The 20,748-nt window shown below is 41.2% G+C and carries 18 protein-coding genes and 1 pseudogene; 11 read left to right on the top strand and 8 right to left on the bottom strand.

What is annotated here, in order from left to right:
- Positions 1-45: 45 nt before the first annotated feature.
- Together cax and V7K41_RS30150 are read left to right on the top strand one after the other, a co-directional pair.
- Positions 46-1,143, top strand: coding sequence for a calcium/proton exchanger (gene cax / locus V7K41_RS30155; protein WP_334854182.1), 1,098 nt, complete (start codon positions 46-48; stop codon positions 1,141-1,143).
- Positions 1,144-1,460: 317 nt separating this feature from the next.
- Positions 1,461-2,597 carry a serine/threonine-protein kinase gene (locus tag V7K41_RS30150; RefSeq protein WP_334854181.1) on the top strand — a complete coding sequence of 379 codons (1,137 nt, stop codon included), beginning with the start codon at positions 1,461-1,463 and terminating at the stop codon, positions 2,595-2,597.
- A 229-nt stretch (positions 2,598-2,826) separates the two neighbouring features.
- On the opposite strand, the gene gndA is transcribed toward V7K41_RS30150, so the two are convergent.
- Positions 2,827-4,311, bottom strand: a complete 1,485-nt coding sequence (gene gndA / locus V7K41_RS30145) for an NADP-dependent phosphogluconate dehydrogenase (RefSeq protein WP_334854180.1) — start codon at positions 4,309-4,311, stop codon at positions 2,827-2,829.
- A gap of 216 nt (positions 4,312-4,527) precedes the next feature.
- Here gndA and V7K41_RS30140 point away from each other — a divergent pair, with 216 nt between their 5' ends.
- Positions 4,528-5,265 carry a Ycf66 family protein gene (locus V7K41_RS30140; RefSeq protein ID WP_334854179.1) on the top strand — a complete coding sequence of 246 codons (738 nt, stop codon included), beginning with the start codon at positions 4,528-4,530 and terminating at the stop codon, positions 5,263-5,265.
- A gap of 45 nt (positions 5,266-5,310) precedes the next feature.
- Here V7K41_RS30140 and V7K41_RS30135 read toward each other — a convergent pair whose 3' ends face one another.
- The 6 genes from V7K41_RS30135 to V7K41_RS30115 all read right to left on the bottom strand — a co-directional run bounded on the left by V7K41_RS30135 (position 5,311) and on the right by V7K41_RS30115 (position 8,851).
- Positions 5,311-5,763, bottom strand: a complete 453-nt coding sequence (locus V7K41_RS30135) for a nuclease (RefSeq protein ID WP_334854178.1) — start codon at positions 5,761-5,763, stop codon at positions 5,311-5,313.
- Positions 5,760-6,044: a hypothetical protein gene (locus V7K41_RS30130; protein ID WP_334854177.1), complete on the bottom strand. Its 285-nt coding sequence runs from the start codon at positions 6,042-6,044 to the stop codon at positions 5,760-5,762. The genes V7K41_RS30135 and V7K41_RS30130 overlap by 4 nt, the downstream gene beginning before the upstream one ends.
- A 90-nt stretch (positions 6,045-6,134) precedes the next feature.
- A complete protein-coding gene (locus V7K41_RS33050) occupies positions 6,135-6,266 on the bottom strand; it encodes an HNH endonuclease signature motif containing protein (RefSeq protein WP_442943308.1) in 132 nt (43 codons plus the stop codon).
- Positions 6,267-6,295: 29 nt separating this feature from the next.
- On the bottom strand, positions 6,296-6,544 hold the full coding sequence (locus V7K41_RS30125) for a hypothetical protein (protein WP_334854176.1): 249 nt from the start codon (positions 6,542-6,544) through the stop codon (positions 6,296-6,298).
- A 155-nt stretch (positions 6,545-6,699) separates the two neighbouring features.
- A complete protein-coding gene (locus tag V7K41_RS30120) occupies positions 6,700-7,725 on the bottom strand; it encodes a GGDEF domain-containing protein (RefSeq protein ID WP_334854175.1) in 1,026 nt (341 codons plus the stop codon).
- A gap of 886 nt (positions 7,726-8,611) precedes the next feature.
- Positions 8,612-8,851, bottom strand: a complete 240-nt coding sequence (locus V7K41_RS30115) for a heavy-metal-associated domain-containing protein (RefSeq protein WP_334854174.1) — start codon at positions 8,849-8,851, stop codon at positions 8,612-8,614.
- Positions 8,852-9,175: 324 nt separating this feature from the next.
- Here V7K41_RS30115 and alaS point away from each other — a divergent pair, with 324 nt between their 5' ends.
- From alaS to V7K41_RS30080, 7 genes are all read left to right on the top strand, one after another.
- A complete protein-coding gene (alaS, locus tag V7K41_RS30110) occupies positions 9,176-11,818 on the top strand; it encodes an alanine--tRNA ligase (RefSeq protein ID WP_334854173.1) in 2,643 nt (880 codons plus the stop codon).
- Between the two features lie 321 nt (positions 11,819-12,139).
- The gene (gene trpB / locus V7K41_RS30105; protein ID WP_334854172.1) at positions 12,140-13,375 is read left to right on the top strand and encodes a tryptophan synthase subunit beta; all 1,236 of its coding nucleotides are present in this window, start codon (positions 12,140-12,142) and stop codon (positions 13,373-13,375) included.
- A 31-nt stretch (positions 13,376-13,406) separates the two neighbouring features.
- Positions 13,407-14,564 carry a class I SAM-dependent methyltransferase gene (locus V7K41_RS30100; RefSeq protein ID WP_334854171.1) on the top strand — a complete coding sequence of 386 codons (1,158 nt, stop codon included), beginning with the start codon at positions 13,407-13,409 and terminating at the stop codon, positions 14,562-14,564.
- A gap of 134 nt (positions 14,565-14,698) precedes the next feature.
- Complete coding sequence (locus V7K41_RS30095; RefSeq protein ID WP_334854170.1) at positions 14,699-14,986, top strand: hypothetical protein; 288 nt, start codon at positions 14,699-14,701, stop codon at positions 14,984-14,986.
- 429 nt (positions 14,987-15,415) lie between these two features.
- Positions 15,416-15,946, top strand: a complete 531-nt coding sequence (locus V7K41_RS30090) for a CAP domain-containing protein (protein ID WP_334854169.1) — start codon at positions 15,416-15,418, stop codon at positions 15,944-15,946.
- Positions 15,947-16,356: 410 nt separating this feature from the next.
- The gene (locus V7K41_RS30085) at positions 16,357-16,905 is read left to right on the top strand and encodes a CAP domain-containing protein (protein WP_334854168.1); all 549 of its coding nucleotides are present in this window, start codon (positions 16,357-16,359) and stop codon (positions 16,903-16,905) included.
- Positions 16,906-16,993: 88 nt separating this feature from the next.
- Positions 16,994-17,623 carry a ribonuclease H-like domain-containing protein gene (locus tag V7K41_RS30080; protein WP_334854167.1) on the top strand — a complete coding sequence of 210 codons (630 nt, stop codon included), beginning with the start codon at positions 16,994-16,996 and terminating at the stop codon, positions 17,621-17,623.
- Positions 17,624-18,193: 570 nt separating this feature from the next.
- Here the strand turns inward: V7K41_RS30080 and V7K41_RS30075 are convergent.
- Positions 18,194-18,640 (bottom strand): annotated as a pseudogene (locus V7K41_RS30075) (rhodanese-like domain-containing protein); the annotation flags it as partial.
- 1,334 nt (positions 18,641-19,974) lie between these two features.
- On the opposite strand from V7K41_RS30075, the gene V7K41_RS30070 reads away from it, so the two are divergent.
- Positions 19,975-20,694, top strand: a complete 720-nt coding sequence (locus V7K41_RS30070; protein WP_334854210.1) for a response regulator transcription factor — start codon at positions 19,975-19,977, stop codon at positions 20,692-20,694.
- Positions 20,695-20,748 lie beyond the last annotated feature (54 nt).

Genomic DNA, 20,748 nt, shown 5'->3' with positions numbered 1-20,748 from the left:
TTAGGATTGCTCGCTGTGAATGATACCCTCAACTTAAGACAACAAATGTCAACCAAAAACATTATTCTTTTCGCTTTACTATTGTTCATCCCGGTTTCTGTAGCAGCCCACTTTCTGGAATGGGGAGAATTGACAGTTTTCATTACAGCTGGATTAGCAATTCTGCCCCTAGCAGCTTGGATGGGTACAGCCACAGAAGAAATTGCTGTCGTAGTTGGGCCATCGCTGGGGGGCTTGTTAAACGCTACCTTTGGCAATGCTACAGAACTAATTATCGCCCTAGTAGCGTTGAACGCTGGGTTAATAGATGTAGTCAAAGCTAGTATCACGGGATCGATTATTAGCAACTTACTACTGGTAATGGGTTTTTCCATGCTTTTGGGAGGACTGCGCTACAAAGAACAGACATTTCAGCCAATTGTGGCGCGGGTGAATGCTGCTTCGATGAATTTGGCAGTGATTGCCATTTTGATGCCAACAGCAATGAACTATACCTCTCAAGGAATTAACGAACAAACACTGCAAAATCTTTCTATTGCTGTTGCTGTAGTATTAATTCTGGTTTATGCCCTAACGCTGCTATTTTCGATGAAAACCCACTCCTATCTATATGATGTGGGTTTAGCGGAGGCAGAAGCAGAAGCAGAGGAAATATCTCATGGTAAACCAAATATGGCTTTATGGGTTGGCGTGCTGCTAGTATGTACCTTGCTAGTGGCAATTGAATCAGAAATGTTAGTCGATTCTCTGGAAGTGGCTACATCTCAACTAGGTTTGACGGCGCTGTTTACAGGAGTAATTTTGGTTCCCATCGTCGGTAACGCGGCTGAACACGCCACAGCAGTCACCGTGGCGATGAAAGATAAGATGGATCTTTCCCTGTCGGTAGCTGTGGGATCGAGTATGCAGATTGCCCTATTTGTTGCACCCGTGTTAGTTATAGCAGGGCGGGTATTGGGCCAACCAATGGATTTGGATTTCAAACCCTTTGAATTAGTAGCTGTAGTTGTGTCAGTTTTGATTGCCAACAGTATTAGTTCCGATGGTAAATCCAATTGGCTGGAAGGCACTTTGTTATTAGCTGCTTATACAGTATTGGGGTTTGCCTTCTACTTCCACCCAGTTATGGAAGGTATGGGGTAATATTGCAAGTCAAAAGTCAAAAGTCAAAAGTTTATATATCAAGGCTTTTGCAAGTTTTAAAATGGTGGCTTGATTTCCGCTGCGCTGTACTAGTACAACATGGCGTAAATAAACCACCCATTCCAAATCAATGAAACGCTTACGCTGTATTTATTTTTAATCTTTAATTTTTAATTTTTAATTCCGCCTTGCGATACTAGTTAATTAGTAGTGCGTAGGCGTAGCTCGTCGTAGAGATCGCTTATATTTTAACGGATTCACAAAAGTCTCCACCCTTAACGCCAGTAAAATAAAGAGATATAAGAGCGATCGCCTATATGAGCTACTGCCTTAATCCTCATTGTCCCAAGCCTGAAAATCCTGATGATGTCAAGTTTTGCTGGACTTGTGGTACTAAGTTACTCCTCAAAGAACGTTACCGTGCTATCAAACCAATCGGACAAGGTGGTTTTGGCAAAACTTTCTTAGCTGTGGATGAGGATAAACCCTCAAAACCACGCTGCGTAATTAAGCAATTTTATCCCCAATCCCAAGGTACTAACACTCTGGCAAAAGCCGTAGAGTTATTTAACCAAGAAGCAGTACAGTTAGATGAATTGGGCAAACATCCCCAAATTCCCGAACTACTGGCATATTTTACCCAAGAAAATCGGCAGTATCTCGTACAAGAATTTATCGACGGGCAAAACTTAGCCCAGGAATTGGCCCATAAAGGTGCTTTTAGTGAAACACAAATCTGGCAACTATTAAATGATTTATTGTCAGTTTTGCAATTTTGTCACGCCAAACACGTAATTCACCGCGATATTAAGCCAGAAAATATTATTTTACGCGAGAGCGATCGCAAACTAGTATTAGTAGATTTTGGTGCTGCTAAATCTGCTACTGGCGCTGCCTTAAATAAAACTGGTACTAGTATTGGTAGTCCAGAATATGTTGCTCCCGAACAAATGAGAGGTAGGGCTATTTTCGCCAGCGATATTTATAGTTTGGGTGCGACTTGTATTAATTTATTAACAGTGCGATCGCCCTTCGATTCTTATGATACCAACAACGATACTTGGGTATGGCAGCAATACTTGCAAACTCCCGTCAGTAATGAGTTGAGCTGCATTCTCAACAAAATGCTAGAAAGTATTCCAATTCGGCGTTATCAAACAGTAGATGAAGTTCTCAAAGACTTAAATCAACGGTCGCAAGTAGCAGCACCAGCGATAGCGGCAAAACCTATCCTTCAATCACCACCAAATTCTCCACCCACTTTTGTATCGAAATCTCCTAGTCAACTCGAGCGGGAATTAGAAGAAATGAAAACCCAATTTTTGGGTGGTAACAAACCTCAAACAAATAAAATACAACCACCAAATCCTACATCTCAGCCTACTAATAAAAGCCAAATAGATGAAGAATTAGAAGAATTAAAAGCCAAATATCTTGGTAATAACAATCCTTAATATTAAGGTCTTGGGAACCACATAAGCTTTTACACCTCTAAGAAAGCACATTTAGGCAGCAGACGAGGAGAGGAACAGGGGAGAAAGATTGATGCCTTTTCTCTAAAATGAAAAATATACAAGTTAAATGTGTATTAGCTTAACAATGAATAATTAACAATTAACACTGATAATTGACAAAAAAAGTGACTCTCAAAGAGCCACTTTCAAATTTACAATTTAAGACTCTCTAATTTGTAGGTGTAGTTGGTTCTGTAGCTTGCAGCTCTCTTGGTGTGGAAGTTTGCACTGATGCTTCAGAAATCGGCGTCCATTCGGTGTGGAAGGCTCCAGGCTTATCAAGTCGCTCGTAGGTGTGCGCTCCGAAGTAGTCGCGTTGGGCTTGAGTGAGGTTTTGGGGCAAGCGATCGCGTCGATAGCTGTCAAAATAATCTAATGACGCACTGAATGCTGGCACTGGAATTCCCAGTCTTGCTGATGTTACCAACACTTCACGCCAAGCTGTTTGTCTATCGAGAATCGTCTGCTTGAATTCAGGGGCTAATAGCAGGTTAGGTGGCGCTGGATTTTCGTTAAATGCGTTCTTAATCTTATTCAAAAATCCAGCACGAATAATACAGCCACCCTTCCAAATCCGCGCCAATTCACCTAAATGCAAGTTATAGTTGTAGGTTTTTGAAGCTGTAGCTAACAGTGCCATGCCTTGAGCATAAGAACAGATTTTCGAGCAATACAGAGCATCTCGCACCATATTGATAAAAGCTTTGGTATCTCCCTCATACTTGCCAGAAGGGCCTGTAAGTATCTTGGATGCTGCTACCCGTTCTTTTTTGAAGGAAGACATAATCCGGGCGTTCACCGCTGCAATCATTGTTGGTACAGAAACTCCCAAATCCATTGCAGTTTGCACTGTCCAGCGTCCGGTTCCCTTTTGCCCTGCGGCATCAACAATCAAATCGACTAAAGGTAGATTTGTTTCTGGGTCAATGTAGGGGAAAATCTTTGACGTAATTTCAATCAAAAACGAATTGAGTTCGTCGGTGGTGTTCCACTCGGTAAAAACTTCGTGTAACTGATTATGGTCTAGTCCAGCAACATTTTTCAGCAAGTCGTAGGCTTCAGCAATCAGCTGCATATCGCCGTACTCAATGCCGTTGTGTACCATTTTGACGTAGTGACCGGCGCCACCAGGACCGCAATAGGTTACGCAAGGACCATCGTCAACTTGGGCAGCAATTTTATTAAAAATTGGCGATAGATACTCGTAGGAGCTTTCTGTACCTCCTGGCATGAGTGAAGGCCCATTTAGCGCACCTTCTTCACCACCGCTAACACCCATCCCGATAAACCGAAGTCCAGCCGGTTCTAATTCTTGAGTGCGTCGTTCTGTATCTTCAAACCAAGAGTTGCCACCGTCGATAATGATATCACCTTCATCTAGCAAAGGTCGGAGTTGAGAAATCACCGCATCTACTGGCTTACCAGCTTGCACCATCACTAGAATTTTGCGGGGACGTTCCAATGCGGCAACAAATTCTTCTAGGGTGAAGGCGGCTTTGACGTTCCGTCCTGGTGCACGCTGCGCCATAAACGCATCCGTTTTTTCTCGGGAGCGGTTGTAAACTGCAATTGGGAAGCCATTGCGCTCGACGTTGAGAGCGATGTTCTCACCCATAACGGCTAATCCAATCACACCAAAGCTTTGTAGTGTCATAAAAAATTTCTGGCTAACTCTTGCAGATCCTTTTACTTTAAGGGTAGTCCGATATTTTCCCTTCTCCCCTAAAGAAGACCTTAAGACTTAATCTAAACGACAAAAATCCACAACTAACATGGATAATTAATTTTAAATTGTATCTAAATCAACAATTGACTGGCAAAATTTGCAAAATTGAAATAATCAAAGGACGCAGTAAGGAGTAACCAAATAATGCTGGCATTTGTCCTAGCTTTGGTAGTGGGTCTTGGTAGTTTAGCCATTTACATAGCAGCTTTCTTTTTCCCAGAAATCCACCGCAAGAATGACTTTATCTGGAGTGGCGTAGGATTGTTTTATGCTTTAGTTTTATGGGTGTTTGCGCCACGCATTACTGGAGGTTTGTTGCTGGGTCATCTGGCTAGTGTGGCTCTTTTGGTCTGGTTTGGCTGGCAAACTCTATCATTACGTCGGCAATTGACTCCACAGGCACAACAAACCCAAGTACCCAGTCCTGAGACGGTAAAAACTGGCATTCAAGAACAGGTGAATAAGTTGTCTCTTCAGGAACGGCTGGGCCAGTTGCAAAAAGGTCTGGGTAGTACCTTCAGTGGCGTGAAAGACAAGGTGCAGCAGACTGTGAGCAAAAAGACACCCACAACCCCCAAACCTGAAGATATTACCTCTGTACTGTCAGAGAAACCTGCTGTTGAGATTATTGACAAAACTATTGTCATACCAGAACAACCAGCAGAGGAGACAATTACTACCGACACCGAAGCAAAAACCGAGAGTGTACCGGAAGCGATTCCACCACATCCCCCATCTCCTGAATTGGTGGAAGCAGCGCAACCAGATTTTGAAATGGAGGATAAGCAACCGATTACCGTAGAAGAAATTGCGCCGGATACGATACTTGCTCCCCCAGCAGAAACGCCACCGGAACAAATACCGCCGAATCAAGCTAGTTAAATGCAGTGAAACCCAACGTTAACCTAATATGATGTTGGGTTTCACTCAACTTGTTTTAATGTTCTGCCATAAATCGGCTACAACAAACCTAGATAAATGACCAACATTAGTTGTTGCGATCGCTACATCTGCACCGATAATAGTTACAGCTTGGGCTACTAAAATTATGTCACCGTCAATCGTCTTATCACCAGCTGTTGGTTGTCCTTGTTGACGAGCTTGTGCCCAAAATAATGCAGCTTGACGCATTGCAGTTGTTGTGATGGGTAAATATTCTAGAAGTTGACTTAATTCATCTAAGCGAGCAATACCTTTAACTTTGTTTGCCCGTAATAATTCTCGCCGCACTTCATAATCGGCGATTTCAGGAATTATAACTCGACTGCCAGAGGAAACGAGTAGTTGCAACCATTGAGTACAAGCAAGGCTTTCAGCAGACAACTTTGGATTTGTGACTAAACCTAGTGGCCCTGAATCTAACAGAATAACTTGACTCACCAAGTTATACCTTTTAACTCAACAGGGAATAATTTACGATCGGATAAACGATCCTCATCTAAGGCATGAATTAAGTACTCTCCTGTTTCTTTCTGCTCATCAGCGTCACCTTCATCAATCCAAGACTGAAGCGCATTGACTAACTTAGACTGTTTCTCTTTTGGCAGAATATATTCTTGTAAAATCTGCAAAGTATATGTCTCAAGAGAAAGCCCTTGCTGTTTAGCTTGTTGTGCAAGATACTGTTCTAATTCTGGTGGCAAGTTCAGGGTTAAGGTCATAAGTCTTTTTTGAGTGACACCATATATTTTAAAGCCGCCAAACCAGAAAGATTTAGATTACCTACGGATACAGAAACATCCTATAAAATACTATCGTTTTATATTCTCTCTACGGATTTTCTCTGCATGGGCTTTACGTGTCAGCAATTGCAGATTATCGATGGTAGTAAAACCACCCTGAGACATAGGTTTTATGTGATGGATTTGAAAATCTTTCCGCATCTGAGTTTTAACTTTACTGACTGCACAAGTTATAAACCCTTTTGCATCTGTGTGCTTGGCGAATACAGCATTTTTAAACTTTGAAATATAATTTTCAAATCCTGTATAAAGTTGTCGTATGCCTCTTCTGTGTCGTCATATAACAACACATCATAATTGGTAGGCTTAGGTTCATATCCTTCAGACAGTTCAAGAATGGAAAAATGATAAATTCCAAGAGGAACTCTCTTTAAAAACTCTAATTTTTTCACACAAGTAGTATCAATTGAATCATCCATGATGCGAGCAAATTATTCAATAATCTCAATAGAATAAATGTATAAATAAACATTCTAATTCAGGCGATCGCACTTTTGAAAGTATGATTAGTGTCCAAAGAAATTGGGAATCTGAGCCGTTCATGACTCAATGTCTGATTAGAACCTCCTCACTTTCACGAAGAAACAACTTTCAAATGTGAGGCATGATGAGATAAGTAGTTCGAGTGAATCACCCGATTACGCCCAGAAGTTTTAGCCTGTAACAGACATTGATCGGCACGATACAGCAGGCTTTCTCCTTTTTCATCATCCTCAGCTTGCAGAGAGGCTGTACCCAGGCTAATGGTGACATTAATTGTTAGTTTATTGTTGAGTGCAAATGGTTCGTCGCTGACTACGCGATTGAGACGACGGGCTACTAATAGTGCTTCTTCATCGGTAGTGTTAGCCAGAAGAACCACAAATTCTTCGCCACCATAGCGGAATGCTGTATCTTGACAGCGCAGATTGTGGCGCAAACGCTGACATAATACTTGCAAAATGCGATCGCCTACTAAATGTCCGTGAGTATCGTTAACTTTCTTAAAATGATCTACATCCAGAATAATCAAACTCAGGGAAGTTTTTTGAGTCCTAGCTCTTTGAATTTGTCTGGGCAAGTCCCATTCTAAAGCACGACGATTATTTAATTCTGTCAACGAATCTGCTAAGGCGATCGCAGATAACATATCATTTGTCCGAATCAAATCTCGGTATTTTTGCGCTTTCCGCAAACCAACTGTCAATTGAGAAAGTATTAGTCCATGATTGGCAGTTAACTCTGCCAAGCTATAGTCTGTTTTTTCTTCAATAAGATGCCAAATATATGCATCGGCTCCTTGCTTTAGGGCAGCAGCACTCATCTCCAATTCCCTATGCCAACCCTTATTTCTATCAGTCAGCTGCTGGGAACGATCCTCGAAGAGAATACAATATATCCACGATAGTTTTGTCTGATCTTTCAACCAACCGCAGAGTTCCATACTGCCATCTAGGCTAGCTTGCACCAGGATTATATCGGGGGGTGTTGTTTTAATCCCCGACACTGCTCGATCCAAATTGTCTATAACTTCTACACTAAAAGCAGTCGCATAACGGATCTGATCTGGAAGTGTGGCGATAAAATTATTTTTTCCAAAGATCAGAATAGAAATATTCATTGCTTTATTTTTTATCCTATTTAAATTTTAAATAAATTCACTTGGGTAACTACTGCTCTTGTCGTCTAATACTAAATATGATGTTTTCGGCTAAATTATATTTGTTGACATCTTGTTTTTTGAGCATCGCTTAGATAGTGAACTTCCAAATTTAATCTCATTTTAAGACTTTATATTTACTATTACAGTTTTGGAAATATTCATTTCTAACAACTAATGTCTTCTTTACAGTTTGTTTTTAAAACAGTAAAAACACTGAATATTATTTAAATGCATAAAAACTATTCCTGTGGTTTCTTAAGTACTATTTCCCTGATGGAATTACCGAAATAAATAGTTTGTAATAACCATTGTATTATTTAGCTAAATTTATTCTCAAGTATAAAATTAAAGAAAATATAAAATTTTTTCATTTAATTGTCAAATCCAAAATTTTATTATGTAATTAAAAATATCATTTCCCATAAAAACTTTTAGCTTTTTATTTATAAGTTAAGCTTCAATCAAATATTAAAAAAGTATTTAAATTATATATTAAGATATACAGTAAAACTCCCTCCTGCTATGCACAGTAGTTTTTTGGGGCTTACCTACCCTAGAAATAAAGACAGAAATTGTCGAGTAAAAACTTATAATTTAAGTGAAGTTTAACAAAAAAAACAACGCATTAGCAGGAGAAATAAAATCTTTCTGCCTACACTTTATCTGAATTTGTCTATTTACTTAATTCACGTATTTTTGATTTGCTGTAACATCATAAACTTGGAAAACAAAGCTAAATAAAAAAATTATGTCAAAACCTGCCCCTATTTTGGGGAAATTGTTTCTATTCCGCCCCTCTACAGGCGGAAAATATCAAAAAATTTTGTTAGCGTCGCCTGAGATATCAAAGTCTAAACTTCTTCTGTGAAAAGCTGGAATCCGATCGATAACCTTCTACAGCGTAACCAGCAGCAACAATTATCTGTTTGATTGACTCCTCAGAAGCTTCGGACTCCACCGTGACAGTTTTAGCGTTAAGATCAACATCCACTTTGACCTCAGATTCCATAACGTAGATAGACTCAGTAATTATTTCTGCACATCCTTCAAAAGCAATATTTGATACTTTCAGTTGTAGTGCCATTTGTTACCTCAGTATGGGAATTTTAAAGTATTTCTTAATGATTAATTTTAAGCATCGAAATGCGATGTCTACGACGCTTACTGAGCCTTGTCGCTGGCGCAGCCTCTCGTAGATAAGTGCGGGCTACGCCTACACGCATCTTGCCAGAGTCGGATTATGTTGTAAAAGCTTCCTAATCAATGCATTTTGCTCACCCACTGGCAGAATTCGCTGGCAGTAACATGAAACAAAATGCAAGAATATATAAAGCTATTTATGAAAATACACCTATCTAGTGCCGCTACGCCCAAGTCTAAAGTCTAAAGTCTAAAGTTAAAAACACCTATGTCTTCAAATCCCCAGTACCTAAGCGGTAACGAAATTCGCAACATATTTCTCGACTTCTTTGCTCAACGGGAACACCAAATTCTCCCAAGTGCCTCCCTCGTGCCAGAAGACCCAACTGTACTGCTGACGATCGCGGGGATGCTACCATTTAAGCCAATATTCTTGGGGCAGCGCACACCAGAATTTAAACGGGCTACGACTTCGCAAAAGTGTATCCGCACCAACGACATCGAAAATGTTGGACGCACCAAACGGCATCACACGTTTTTTGAGATGCTGGGCAATTTCAGCTTTGGTGATTATTTTAAAGAACAAGCGATCGCTTGGGGTTGGGAAATCTCTACACAAGTTTTTGGCTTTTCCCCCCAAAATCTCGTCGTCAGCGTTTTTGAAGATGATGATGAAGCCTTTGGGATTTGGCGCGATCAAATCGGTGTGCCGGTAGCGAGAATTAAACGCTTGGGCGAAGACGATAACTTTTGGGTATCTGGCCCGACTGGACCTTGTGGCCCTTGTTCAGAAATTTATTACGACTTCCACCCAGAACGCGGTGACGAAAATATCGATTTAGAAGATGATTCCCGGTTTATCGAGTTTTACAACCTCGTGTTCATGCAATATAACCGGGATACTTCAGGCAATTTAACGCCACTGCAAAACAAGAACATCGACACTGGTATGGGTTTGGATAGAATGGCACAAATTCTCCAAAAAGTGCCCAATAACTATGAAACTGACCTGATTTTCCCAATTATCCAAACAGCAGGGCAAATTGCTGGTGTTGAGTACCACAAAAGTGATGAAAAAACCAAAGTTTCTCTAAAAGTCATTGGCGATCATATTCGCGCTGTCATCCACATGATTGCTGATGAAATTCGTGCTTCCAATGTCGGACGCGGTTATGTGCTGCGGCGATTAATTCGGCGGGTGGTGCGTCATGGGCGATTAATTGGGATTTCTGGCGAATTTACTACTCAAGTTGCGGAAACTGCGATCGCTCTTTCCGAATCAGCTTACCCCAATGTGCGCCAACGAGAAGCAGCAATTAAAGCTGAGTTGCAACGGGAAGAATCCAATTTCCTCAGAACTTTGGATAGAGGCGAAAAACTGCTAGAAGAAATCATTCAAGAGGTGAAACAGCGAGGGGAAACTCAAATTAGCGGTGAAAGTGCATTTACCCTTTATGACACCTACGGATTTCCCCTTGAACTTACTCAAGAAGTTGCCGAAGAAAATAATCTGACAGTCGATGAAGCGGGATTTGATGCCGAAATGCAAAAGCAGGTGGAACGTGCCAAAGCAGCACATGAAACCATCGATTTAACTGTGCAAGGTTCCCTCGACAAATTAGCAGAACACATCCACGCTACCGAATTTATAGGCTATACCCAACCTGCGGCAACTACGAAAGTCGAAGCGATTTTGGTAGAAGGTGTTTCTCAAGAAGAAGCAGAAGCCGGCACACAGGTGCAAATTGTTCTTGACAAAACGCCATTTTATGCTGAATCCGGCGGACAAATCGGCGATCGCGGTTATATCTCTGGTGATGGTATCGTAATTCGGGTAGAAGACGTGAAGAAAGAATCTGATTTCTTTGTTCACTTCGGACGCATCGAACGCGGTACACTGCGCGTAGGCGATCGCATCACTGCCCAAATCGATCCAGCTTGTCGGCGTCGCGCCCAAGCAAACCATACCGCAACGCATCTATTGCAAGCGGCATTGAAGAAAATTGTTGATGAGGGCATATCTCAAGCAGGTTCCCTCGTTTCCTTTGACAGGTTGCGCTTTGACTTCAACTGTCCCCGCGCGTTGACAGCAGAGGAAGTTCAACAAGTTGAGGAACAGGTGAACACTTGGATTGCTGAGGCTCATGCTGCAAAAGTGGAAGTATTACCTTTACCAGAAGCGAAAGCTAGGGGTGCTGTTGCCATGTTCGGAGAAAAATACGGTGAGGAAGTGCGCGTGATTGACTTTCCTAGCGTATCAATGGAATTATGTGGTGGGACTCATGTAAGTAACACTGCTGAAATTGGCGTATTCAAGATTATCTCGGAAGCTGGTGTAGCTTCTGGAGTGCGGCGTATTGAAGCTGTTTCGGGGCCAGCAATACTAGATTATCTCAATCTTCGGGATAAAGTAGTTAAAGATTTGAGCGATCGCTTTAAAGTGAAACCTGAAGAATTACCAGACAGAATCACAAGTCTGCAAAGCGAACTGAGAAATAGCCAAAAGGAATTAGAAACCTTAAAGGTACAGCTAGCGATCGCTAAATCTGACAGCTTGCTACAAACAGCCCAAACCGTAGGCGATTATAAAATTATTGTCGCCCAACTAGAAGATGTCGATCCAGAATCATTGAAAACCGCAGCCGAACGCTTGTTGCAAAAAATCGGTAACGGTGCAGTGGTGCTGGGTTCTGTTCCTGAAGAGGGAAAAGTGAGTATAGTTGCAGCTTTTAGTCCAGAAGTGAACAAAAAAGGTTTGCAAGCTGGTAAATTTGTGGGTGCGATCGCTAAAATTTGTGGTGGCGGCGGCGGTGGAAGACCGAACTTAGCCCAAGCCGGCGGACGCGATGCAAGTAAATTACCAGATGCGTTGGCACAAGCGGAAAGTGATTTAAAGTCCGCGTTGGGTTAATTTTCAGATCAGGTCGAAAAGTTAACCCCCAAGGCTCATTTTCTACAGAACTTACGCACAAGCACTCAGGGGCAATTCATGAATTGCCCCTACAAAAAAAATCAGGGTTTCGGCTATTGTTTGCGTCAGTCCTGTTGTATTTACAAAGCAGGTCTATTGTTATTTATTATTATTCCCCCCTGCTTCCCCTGCTCCCCCTGCTTCCCCTGCTTCCCCTGCTCCCCCTGCTCCCCCCTCTCCCCATTCCCAATTCCCCATTCTTCAGATATGCTTCAGACTTTTCTATAATAATGAAGTCATTCCCGTCATCAAAAACAGCCTGTGACTACCACTCCCCTATCTCCAAGTTCAACTGCTCAGGTTCCAGATCCGCTAGGCCGCTTCGGACGCTTTGGCGGTAAGTATGTACCTGAAACGCTCATGCCTGCCCTGGCTGAATTAGAAACAGCTTATCAGCAATACCGCAATGACCCTGGTTTTCAAGCAGAACTACAGCAGTTGTTACGAGACTATGTAGGACGTGCAACACCATTGTATTTTGCTGAACGCCTGACTGCTCATTATGCCCGACCCGATCGCACCGGGCCACAAATTTACTTGAAACGTGAAGATTTAAATCATACTGGCGCTCACAAAATCAATAATGCCCTTGGTCAGGTATTGTTGGCGAAACGCATGAAGAAGCAACGGATTATTGCTGAAACGGGTGCTGGACAACATGGAGTTGCTACAGCCACAGTTTGTGCTCGTTTTGGGCTGGAATGCGTAATTTACATGGGTGTTCAGGACATGGAACGCCAAGCTTTAAATGTTTTTAGAATGCGGCTGATGGGGGCAGAAGTGCGACCTGTGGACGCGGGAACCGGAACTTTGAAGGATGCTACTTCCGAAGCAATCAGAGATTGGGTGACAAATGTGGAAACTACTCACTACATCCTGGGTTCGGTAGCAGGGCCTCATCCTTACCCAATGATGGTACGTGATTTCCATGCAGTAATCGGCGAAGAAACCCGCGCCCAAGCAATGGAGAAGTGGGGTGGATTACCTGATATTCTCTTGGCTTGTGTCGGTGGTGGTTCCAATGCGATGGGACTATTCTATGAGTTTATGAATGAGCCTTCTATACGCTTCATTGGGATTGAGGCAGCCGGGGAAGGTGTTAATACCGAAAAACACGCAGCTACATTGACAAAAGGACGAATTGGTGTATTGCACGGAGCCATGAGCTACCTACTGCAAGATGAAGATGGGCAAATCATTGAGGCACACTCAATTAGTGCGGGGTTAGATTATCCCGGCGTGGGGCCAGAACATAGCTATTTAAAGGATACTGGTCGCGCTGAATACTATAGTGTGACAGATGCAGAGGCTTTGGCGGCATTTCAGCGATTATCGAAATTAGAGGGGATTATCCCGGCATTGGAAACAGCCCATGCGATCGCTTATCTCGAAACTCTCTGTCCTCAACTAATCGGTAGTCCTCGGATTGTAATTAATTGCTCTGGACGTGGTGACAAAGATGTACAAACGGCAGCCAAATTATTATATCCAGCGTAAATCTACATAAAATATTTGGGAGAAAACAATAATGGATCGACAACTCCAACACCCAATGTTACCGCAACCCACTCACGACGAGTTGGCACGCCAAAGCTTTGTGCAAACTATGAAAATGCACATTTTCAAGAATATCCTTCCTGGTAATAAGGAAGTTTATGAAAAACTAGGCAAGCCGAAGTTTGAACAAGCACATCAGCGTTCTCCCCAGAATCGTTATGAAATTCGGGAAGTAATGCAGCACGAACCCTACTATCGCTGGACTAGTGCTCTGAAGCGCATCAACCAGGAAATGTTATGGGATGCTGTAAATGCCAACGTTGACAGACAACTGCCAGAATTGATAGAGCGTGCCAAAGATAAGGGCGGTGAACTGGGTACTTTAACCCTCGACCCAAATTTTCAAATACCTACTCATCAAAAGGCTGTAGACATTCACTGTATGCCCGGAGGATATCACAGTGAATTCACTGCTGATGATGTCGCAGCCGGTGCAACCTACGATCGCGGCGCTTACGTTTATGGATTCGGTTGGTTGGGGCCGCTCAACGATGATATGGGGCTATCTATAGTCCAAAACTACCTTTTAGCAGAGTTTCCCAACTTTCGACCGAAAAGAATCCTTGATATGGGATGTTCTATCGGCAATAGCACATTACCTTATGTCGATGGTTTCCCAGATGCAGAAGTCCATGCCATAGATATAGGCGCATCTATGCTGCGTTATGCTCATGCAAGAGCCGAAGCCTTGGGAAAAGGGGTACATTTCTCTCAGCAAAATGCCGAACAGACTAACTTCCCCGATGAATCATTTGACTTAGTGGTTTCTCATATTTTGCTGCATGAAATTCCCCCGCCATCTGTGCGTAAAGTTATGCAAGAGTCTTATCGTTTACTGGCTCCCGGTGGCATGATGATTCATTTAGAAGCACCTCTGTATCATCACATGGATGTTTATACACAGTTTATTTCTGATTGGGAAACTGCTAACAACAACGAACCTTTCTGGAGTGCTGTACGCGATTTAGATTTGGTGCCGCTAGTTACTGAGGCTGGTTTTGGAGCAGATAAGACATTCGAGAAATTTGTCCCCAATGGGGCATGGAAAGCAAAAGAAATTAATGGTATGTTTCTAAATCGGAACTCAGCCACCCAAGGCACTTGGTTTATGGTTGCTGCAACTAAGTAAGCTGAGGAAGTTTCGTAATTCGTAATGGGCTATGGCCTGCTACGCTAACATAATTCGTAATTGAGAAAGTCAGATTTTATCTGGCTTTCCTCGTTTTGTGTGTCTAGTCTTATTTTTGGAGAATTAGTATTAGGATGAGAAAAATAGCCAAAGGTAAACGACCTGTTTACTTAGAAAATCCGCAAACTGATAAATTGTTAGCGATCGTCATGGCTTTGACTGGTGAGGTGTCCGTGCTGCATGAGCGGCTAGACACCATTGAACGGTTACTAGAGATTAAAGGTATTTTATCGGCTAGTGAAATTGAAGCTTACGAGCCGGATGCCAAAGTAGCTAAAGAACGGGAACAGTGGCGTGCAGAATATATTGCACGGGTGTTGCGCGTGGTACAGGAAGAGTTAGAAACCCTCAACCAAAGCTAGTTGAAATCACGCAGATATTTTGCTGAATAAATCTAGCCTATTTATATTCTATATTCCGTATCTTCAACTGTCACAATCGGTTTTTACTGTTTTTTGTAAACAAATAAAGCTATTAAATATACTTAAAAACAGTAAAGCAACTGAATTTCTCAGGTAGATAAGCATAATCTGAAACTAAAAAATCCCAAAAAATCTAGTAATTACACTACTATATGACAGCTAAGTGCGGAATGTAGATATAAATAATCATACTAATGGTAGAAGACGATTATTGATTAAACAGCACTTTTTTTCCGTTAAATCGTGCATTTAAACGTTTGCTAGTAGTTTTTGAACAAAAAAGCCTACAAATAGAGCTATATAGACCTATAAGCAATTTGTCACATTGATATTAGTTGGTTACATTGTCTAAAAGTTTACTTCTAGCAAATGAGCAAACCAATAATTTACAGCGTTGCTTTAGGCACTATTATTCTCAGTAGTGGAGCGATCGCTACTCCTGTAACAAATCCAGCTTTTACGCCGATAGTTTCAGATGTATCAAATAGTACTGTAAAAATTGCAGCATCTAGCATCAACACTGCCGCTCTAGAACAGTCGATTTTTAACCAAATTAATAACTACAGAATTTCCCAAGGGCTATCAGCACTGACTCGTAATCCTGCCATCGATAATCAAGTTAGGATTCACAGTCAGAACATGGCTAATGGTACAGTTCCCTTTGGACATACTGGATTTTCAGAACGTGTTAAAGCAACCCGTATTTCTTACAAAGCAGCTGGTGAAAATGTCGCTTACAACCAGGGATATAGCGATCCTGCCACAATAGCTGTTCAAGGCTGGCTCAAAAGTCCAGGGCATCTTGCCAATATCAAAGGTAATTATAATCTGACGGGGATTGGTGTTGCCAAAAACAGTCAAGGTGCAATCTACTTTACACAAATGTTCATTCGCTCATAAGTTTGACGCAATGTGCGACTATAATATTCTGACCTCACTTCCATTCTTCTCTCCGGCAAAAAGAGGCTTTGAAAGCAAGGGGTTGGGAGATGAGGTTTGAGTAAAAATTGCACACAGCGTTAGCATTTGGTAAAATTTGGGTTTTTCTCAAATTCCCCAGACTTCAACCTGTCAGCAAAGCTTTTGCAAGATATTTCATGAAAATCTTAAATTATCAACAAAATTAACCGTGATTTTCATGAAGCTGACTTATTGAAATACTGACAATTGGAAATGATTGTTTGTGTTACTTGTAAAGGATGTAGCCAAATTGCCGAAATTCATCATTACTTAACAGTATTGTGGTATATATCCTTGGAACAATAGGGTAGAGTAGAAGTCTTATATCTCTACACATTACGCAATTCTCCATGTTCCGACAAACTGCTTTTGGCATCGCTTTAAGTGCGCTTGTCCTTGCTAGTGGATTAACGACTGCTCCGATACCAAATCATACTTCTACAAATACATCCACCCGTAATAAGCTGTTGTCGCTTTTTTCTAGTCAGGTTGCAATATCGACTCCTACTTTTAAAACTACTGAGCTAGAAAAATCAGTATTTGACCAAATTAATCGATATCGGGCTTCTAAAGGGCTGCCAAAGTTGACCTTAAATGCAAATTTAACTCGACAGGCAAGAATTCATAGTCAAAATATGGCTAAAGGCAAAACCCCATTTAGCCATCAGGGATTTGAAGGGCGAGTCAAAGCTATCCCGATTCGCTACAACAGTGCAGCAGAAAATGTTGCTTTCAACCGGGGATATAGCAACCCCGTAGAGGAAGCTGTTACTGGTTGGATCAACAGTCCCGGACACCTAAAGAATCTTAAAGGAAAATACAACCTGACTGGAATTGGTGTTGCTACTAATAACCAAGGCGAAGTCTACCTGACGCAAATGTTTTTTCGCACTAGATAGATTTAATTTTTGATTTTTTGCACAATAATAATGTAGTGTCTGACAAGATTTTTGTCTGCTGGACACTGCTATTATTTTTGAACCATTGATGACATTACCAGATTTTCAGGTGAGCGATCGCGACCTCAGTGACGCAGCCCTTAGCCAGTATTTAGAATCTACAGCGATCGCAGTTGATACAGAAACGATGGGATTGTTGCCGCTGCGCGATCGCTTGTGTCTCGTCCAGCTGTGCAATCTAGAAGGGAAAGTGACTGCAATCCGCATAGCCAAAGGACAAGCTGACGCTCCCAACTTAAAAAAACTCTTAGAAGCAGTCAATGTTGTGAAAGTGTTTCACTTTGCTCGATTTGACCTTGCCACTTTGCGAGCCAATCTGGGGATTCAGGTAAGGCCAATTTTTTGTACCAAAATTGCTAGTAAATTAGCTCGTACTTACACAAATCGCCACGGACTCAAAGATGTGGTACAAGAGTTAGAACAAGTGGAACTAGATAAAAGCTCTCAAAGTTCTGATTGGGGTAACGCCGTGAGCTTATCTGAAGCTCAACTAAGTTATGCTGCCAATGATGTGCGCTACTTACTTAGTGTGCAGCAGAAGCTAATACAAATGCTCAAACGAGAAGAACGCTGGCAAATTGCTCAAGAATGTTTTGAATTTCTACCAACGATAGTTTCTTTAGATTTATTGCAATTTAAGGATTTGTTTGAACACTGATCAAACCGTAAACCTATTGTAAAAGTTATTGATCTGGAGGACAAATATCACTAGATAGAATATTCTGTCTTCTGGTGGGAGCTTGGGAGTTTCCGGCTCCATTTGTGAATTCTGACTTTTCTGCTGATGAAAAATCGAGATTAGACCTCTTGGAAAATTTTCTAACACCGCACCCCTAACCTCTCCTCACAATCAAAAAGGAGAAACTTTGACGTTAGTCAAAGGCAGAGTGGGGTTCTTATGCTTGATTTATACAAGAGGTCTAGTCGCTAACTTTCTAAGTTATTTTTTGCCTAAGCTCCAATATTGGAATTATTCAGTGTCTCTAGGAGTTTTAGATTCACTAATGCCTTCTTTGACATTACTGGCTCCCTCTTGAACGTTTTCTTTGAGGTTACTGGCTCCCTCTTGAACGTTTTCTTTGAGGTTACTGGCTCCTTCTTGAACGTTTTCTTTGAGATTACTGGCTCCCTCTTGAATGTTTTCTTTAAGGTTACTGGCTCCCTCTTTAATGCCTTCCTTAAGGTTAGCGGCTCCCTGTTTAATAGATTCTGTAGCGCTAGTGCCTCCCTTTTGCAGGTTTTCTTGGTGATTCTTTAGCCGATCTACCACATTGTAGTCGTCTGCACCTGCGGGAGTTTTTGATTCAACAATGCCTTCTGTTGGACCACCGATCGCCTTCCATGCGCCAAGACCACCTTTGAGTTGGGAGACATGCTCAAATCCATTAGAACGCAGTTGTTGTGCGGCTTGGGCAGCTTCTTCTTCATTAGCACCGTAAATGTAAATATCACGACTCTTATCCAAAGAAGCTACTGCACGCTCTACCAATTCATTTGCTGGCATTGGCATCGCTCCCATAATGTGACCTTCGTTGTAGGTCGGGCGATCGCGCACATCCAGGATTGTAAAAGCTGGTTCACCCCATTCCAGACGAGTCTTTAGGGTATGAGCCTCAGTTTGTGCTTCTATTGGTGGTTGTGGGGGAATGATGCCGCCGACTAAATTATTAACCATAATTTTTCCTTACTGACGATATTAATAGCAATTTAGCGAACTGAAGATATTTAATTGATCTTTCTCTGGTATGAATATTCTCAAACTCTCTCTTCAGATAGATGGAGTGATTTTCAAAAATTCTACCAATTAATCAATTGTAAATAACGCCATTTGAGAGTATGGATAGACATGATTTCCTCTAAATCTAATTAAATATATTTATAGTTTATGTTTTTGATATTTTAGTCATTTAGATATTTTTCATTTTACTAAATTCCTCATAAATCGAGAAAAACATTAGTTTAAAATGAAGAGTATTTAGCGATGAATATAGTAATTGATACCTTTTTAATATGAGCGATCGCTAATATGGCAGTCCTAAATCATTTGTGAAATATTTTTGGAGTTGGCTGTCATTTGTCTTTTGTAATTACAAATGACTCTTGACAAATAACCAAGGACGACCACCATAACAAAAATTTTCATAACTCAAATAGGATTGCTATAATAATATTTCTTTAATTTCCTGCCACGCTTATAGAGTTATATACAGCAGATTAGAAGTTTGTGAGATACACAAACTAAATCTGTTAACCAGATATAAAGGGTGTTTTACTTCTCTTAGCGCAGCGTGGCGTAGCCCATTGTGAATTCTGCTATCAGCAGTACTATTGAGGCAAGCTATCAGCAATTTATTGACATCATAATAGCATTGCTAGAGCAATACTATTATGATGTTGCTTTTGTCTGTTAAAGCTGGTTTTGCTGCCCTATATACCTTCTGGGGATGCTTTCAGTCCTTAGCTTGTTATAGTCTCAGGCTGAAACTTGTAGTATAGTATATGCTTAAGAGGGCAGCTACATGTAAATGCACCAGGGTAGATTTTCGTAGACCTTCTTCAAGAGAACATACCTATTGGCTAGAGTACAGTCGAGTAAGTAGGAGTTGAGAATCTAGATTGGCTGATAAGTTAGTTTGTCAGCTTTTGTAGAGAACTAACTAATCAGGGAGTGTGTTGCTCTTTTAAAGTTGTAGCAATTGCCGTCGCTTCTGGATGTGTCTTTTGACTATTTGCGGTTACGGAGATGGGTTTTAAGTACACTTATCCAAAAGGAAAACATTAATATTATACAATATAAATTTAAAATTATGCAAGAATAATGCGATAATTATGAATTTTATCGGCATGACAATGGCTGAGGTTGTCATAAGCTTCATGAAAATTAAATATATACAAGTACTACAGTAGCGATGGTACTCAGCAGAGAAGCGCCTAAATAAACTCTCAATAGAAACACGTAAAGTAAAACTGGTGCAACAGCAAATCGCCCAATCTACAATAGACAGCATTATGGTTATGGTTACTGCTACTACTCCCAAAATTCTGATCGTTGATGACGACTTCGGCGTCCGAAATCTTGTATATCGTTTTTTAAGCCGGAAATATCAAATAGAGTCGGCAGCAGATGGTAGGACAGCCTTATCGTTGTTTGAGCAATTCAACCCAGCTTTAGTAATTCTGGATTGGAATTTGCCGGATGTTACTGGTTATAACCTTTGCCAAGAAATGCAGAGTCGTACTAATGTTTTAGTGCTGATACTGACTAGTAGGACTGACGAGGCTGATAAAATTAAAATTTTAAGCGCAGGTGCTGATGATTTCATGACTAAACCATTTAGTCTTGCAGAAGTTGAAGTTAGAGTAGAAGCTCTTTTGAGGCGGATACGCTACATCAGTCCTTCCCCAACACAAAGTATCATTTTCAAGCAACTAGTAATTAATCCAGAGGGCCGGGAGGTAACACTTAACGATAAAATCCTTGCCTTAACAGCGTTGGAATTTAATATTTTACATTTTTTGGCAAGTCATCCTAATCAGGCTTGGAGTCGTCCACAACTAATCCAACAAATCTGGGGTTGCGACTACGTAGGAGATGGCCGGGTGGTTGATGTGCATATTGGTCAGCTTCGCAAAAAGATGGAAGTCGATCCTAGCATACCGGAGTTTATTAAAACTGTGCGAGGCTATGGTTACAAGTTTGAAGCACCCGATGAGAATACTAGTTTTTAAGGTTACCACAGAGTTACAAACAACATTGAAATAAGAAAGAAATGCTTAACTGAA

The sequence above is a fragment of the Nostoc sp. genome, assembly GCF_036917415.1.
Lineage (GTDB): Bacteria > Cyanobacteriota > Cyanobacteriia > Cyanobacteriales > Nostocaceae > Nostoc.
The sequence above is the reverse complement of the archived record's forward strand: the minus strand, read 5'-3'. Positions and strand labels throughout refer to the sequence as shown.

Bases quoted from the DNA above. Each gene is read 5' to 3' on its own strand.
- cax (WP_334854182.1), top strand. From the start codon at position 46: ATGTCAACCAAAAACATTATTCTTTTCGCTTTACTATTGTTCATCCCG.
- V7K41_RS30150 (WP_334854181.1), top strand. From the start codon at position 1,461: ATGAGCTACTGCCTTAATCCTCATTGTCCCAAGCCTGAAAATCCTGAT.
- gndA (WP_334854180.1), bottom strand. From the start codon at position 4,311: ATGACACTACAAAGCTTTGGTGTGATTGGATTAGCCGTTATGGGTGAG.
- V7K41_RS30140 (WP_334854179.1), top strand. From the start codon at position 4,528: ATGCTGGCATTTGTCCTAGCTTTGGTAGTGGGTCTTGGTAGTTTAGCC.
- V7K41_RS30130 (WP_334854177.1), bottom strand. From the start codon at position 6,044: ATGACCTTAACCCTGAACTTGCCACCAGAATTAGAACAGTATCTTGCA.
- V7K41_RS33050 (WP_442943308.1), bottom strand. From the start codon at position 6,266: ATGCGGAAAGATTTTCAAATCCATCACATAAAACCTATGTCTCAGGGT.
- V7K41_RS30125 (WP_334854176.1), bottom strand. From the start codon at position 6,544: ATGGATGATTCAATTGATACTACTTGTGTGAAAAAATTAGAGTTTTTA.
- V7K41_RS30120 (WP_334854175.1), bottom strand. From the start codon at position 7,725: ATGAATATTTCTATTCTGATCTTTGGAAAAAATAATTTTATCGCCACA.
- V7K41_RS30115 (WP_334854174.1), bottom strand. From the start codon at position 8,851: ATGGCACTACAACTGAAAGTATCAAATATTGCTTTTGAAGGATGTGCA.
- alaS (WP_334854173.1), top strand. From the start codon at position 9,176: ATGTCTTCAAATCCCCAGTACCTAAGCGGTAACGAAATTCGCAACATA.
- V7K41_RS30100 (WP_334854171.1), top strand. From the start codon at position 13,407: ATGGATCGACAACTCCAACACCCAATGTTACCGCAACCCACTCACGAC.
- V7K41_RS30095 (WP_334854170.1), top strand. From the start codon at position 14,699: ATGAGAAAAATAGCCAAAGGTAAACGACCTGTTTACTTAGAAAATCCG.
- V7K41_RS30090 (WP_334854169.1), top strand. From the start codon at position 15,416: ATGAGCAAACCAATAATTTACAGCGTTGCTTTAGGCACTATTATTCTC.
- V7K41_RS30085 (WP_334854168.1), top strand. From the start codon at position 16,357: ATGTTCCGACAAACTGCTTTTGGCATCGCTTTAAGTGCGCTTGTCCTT.
- V7K41_RS30080 (WP_334854167.1), top strand. From the start codon at position 16,994: ATGACATTACCAGATTTTCAGGTGAGCGATCGCGACCTCAGTGACGCA.
- V7K41_RS30070 (WP_334854210.1), top strand. From the start codon at position 19,975: ATGGTTATGGTTACTGCTACTACTCCCAAAATTCTGATCGTTGATGAC.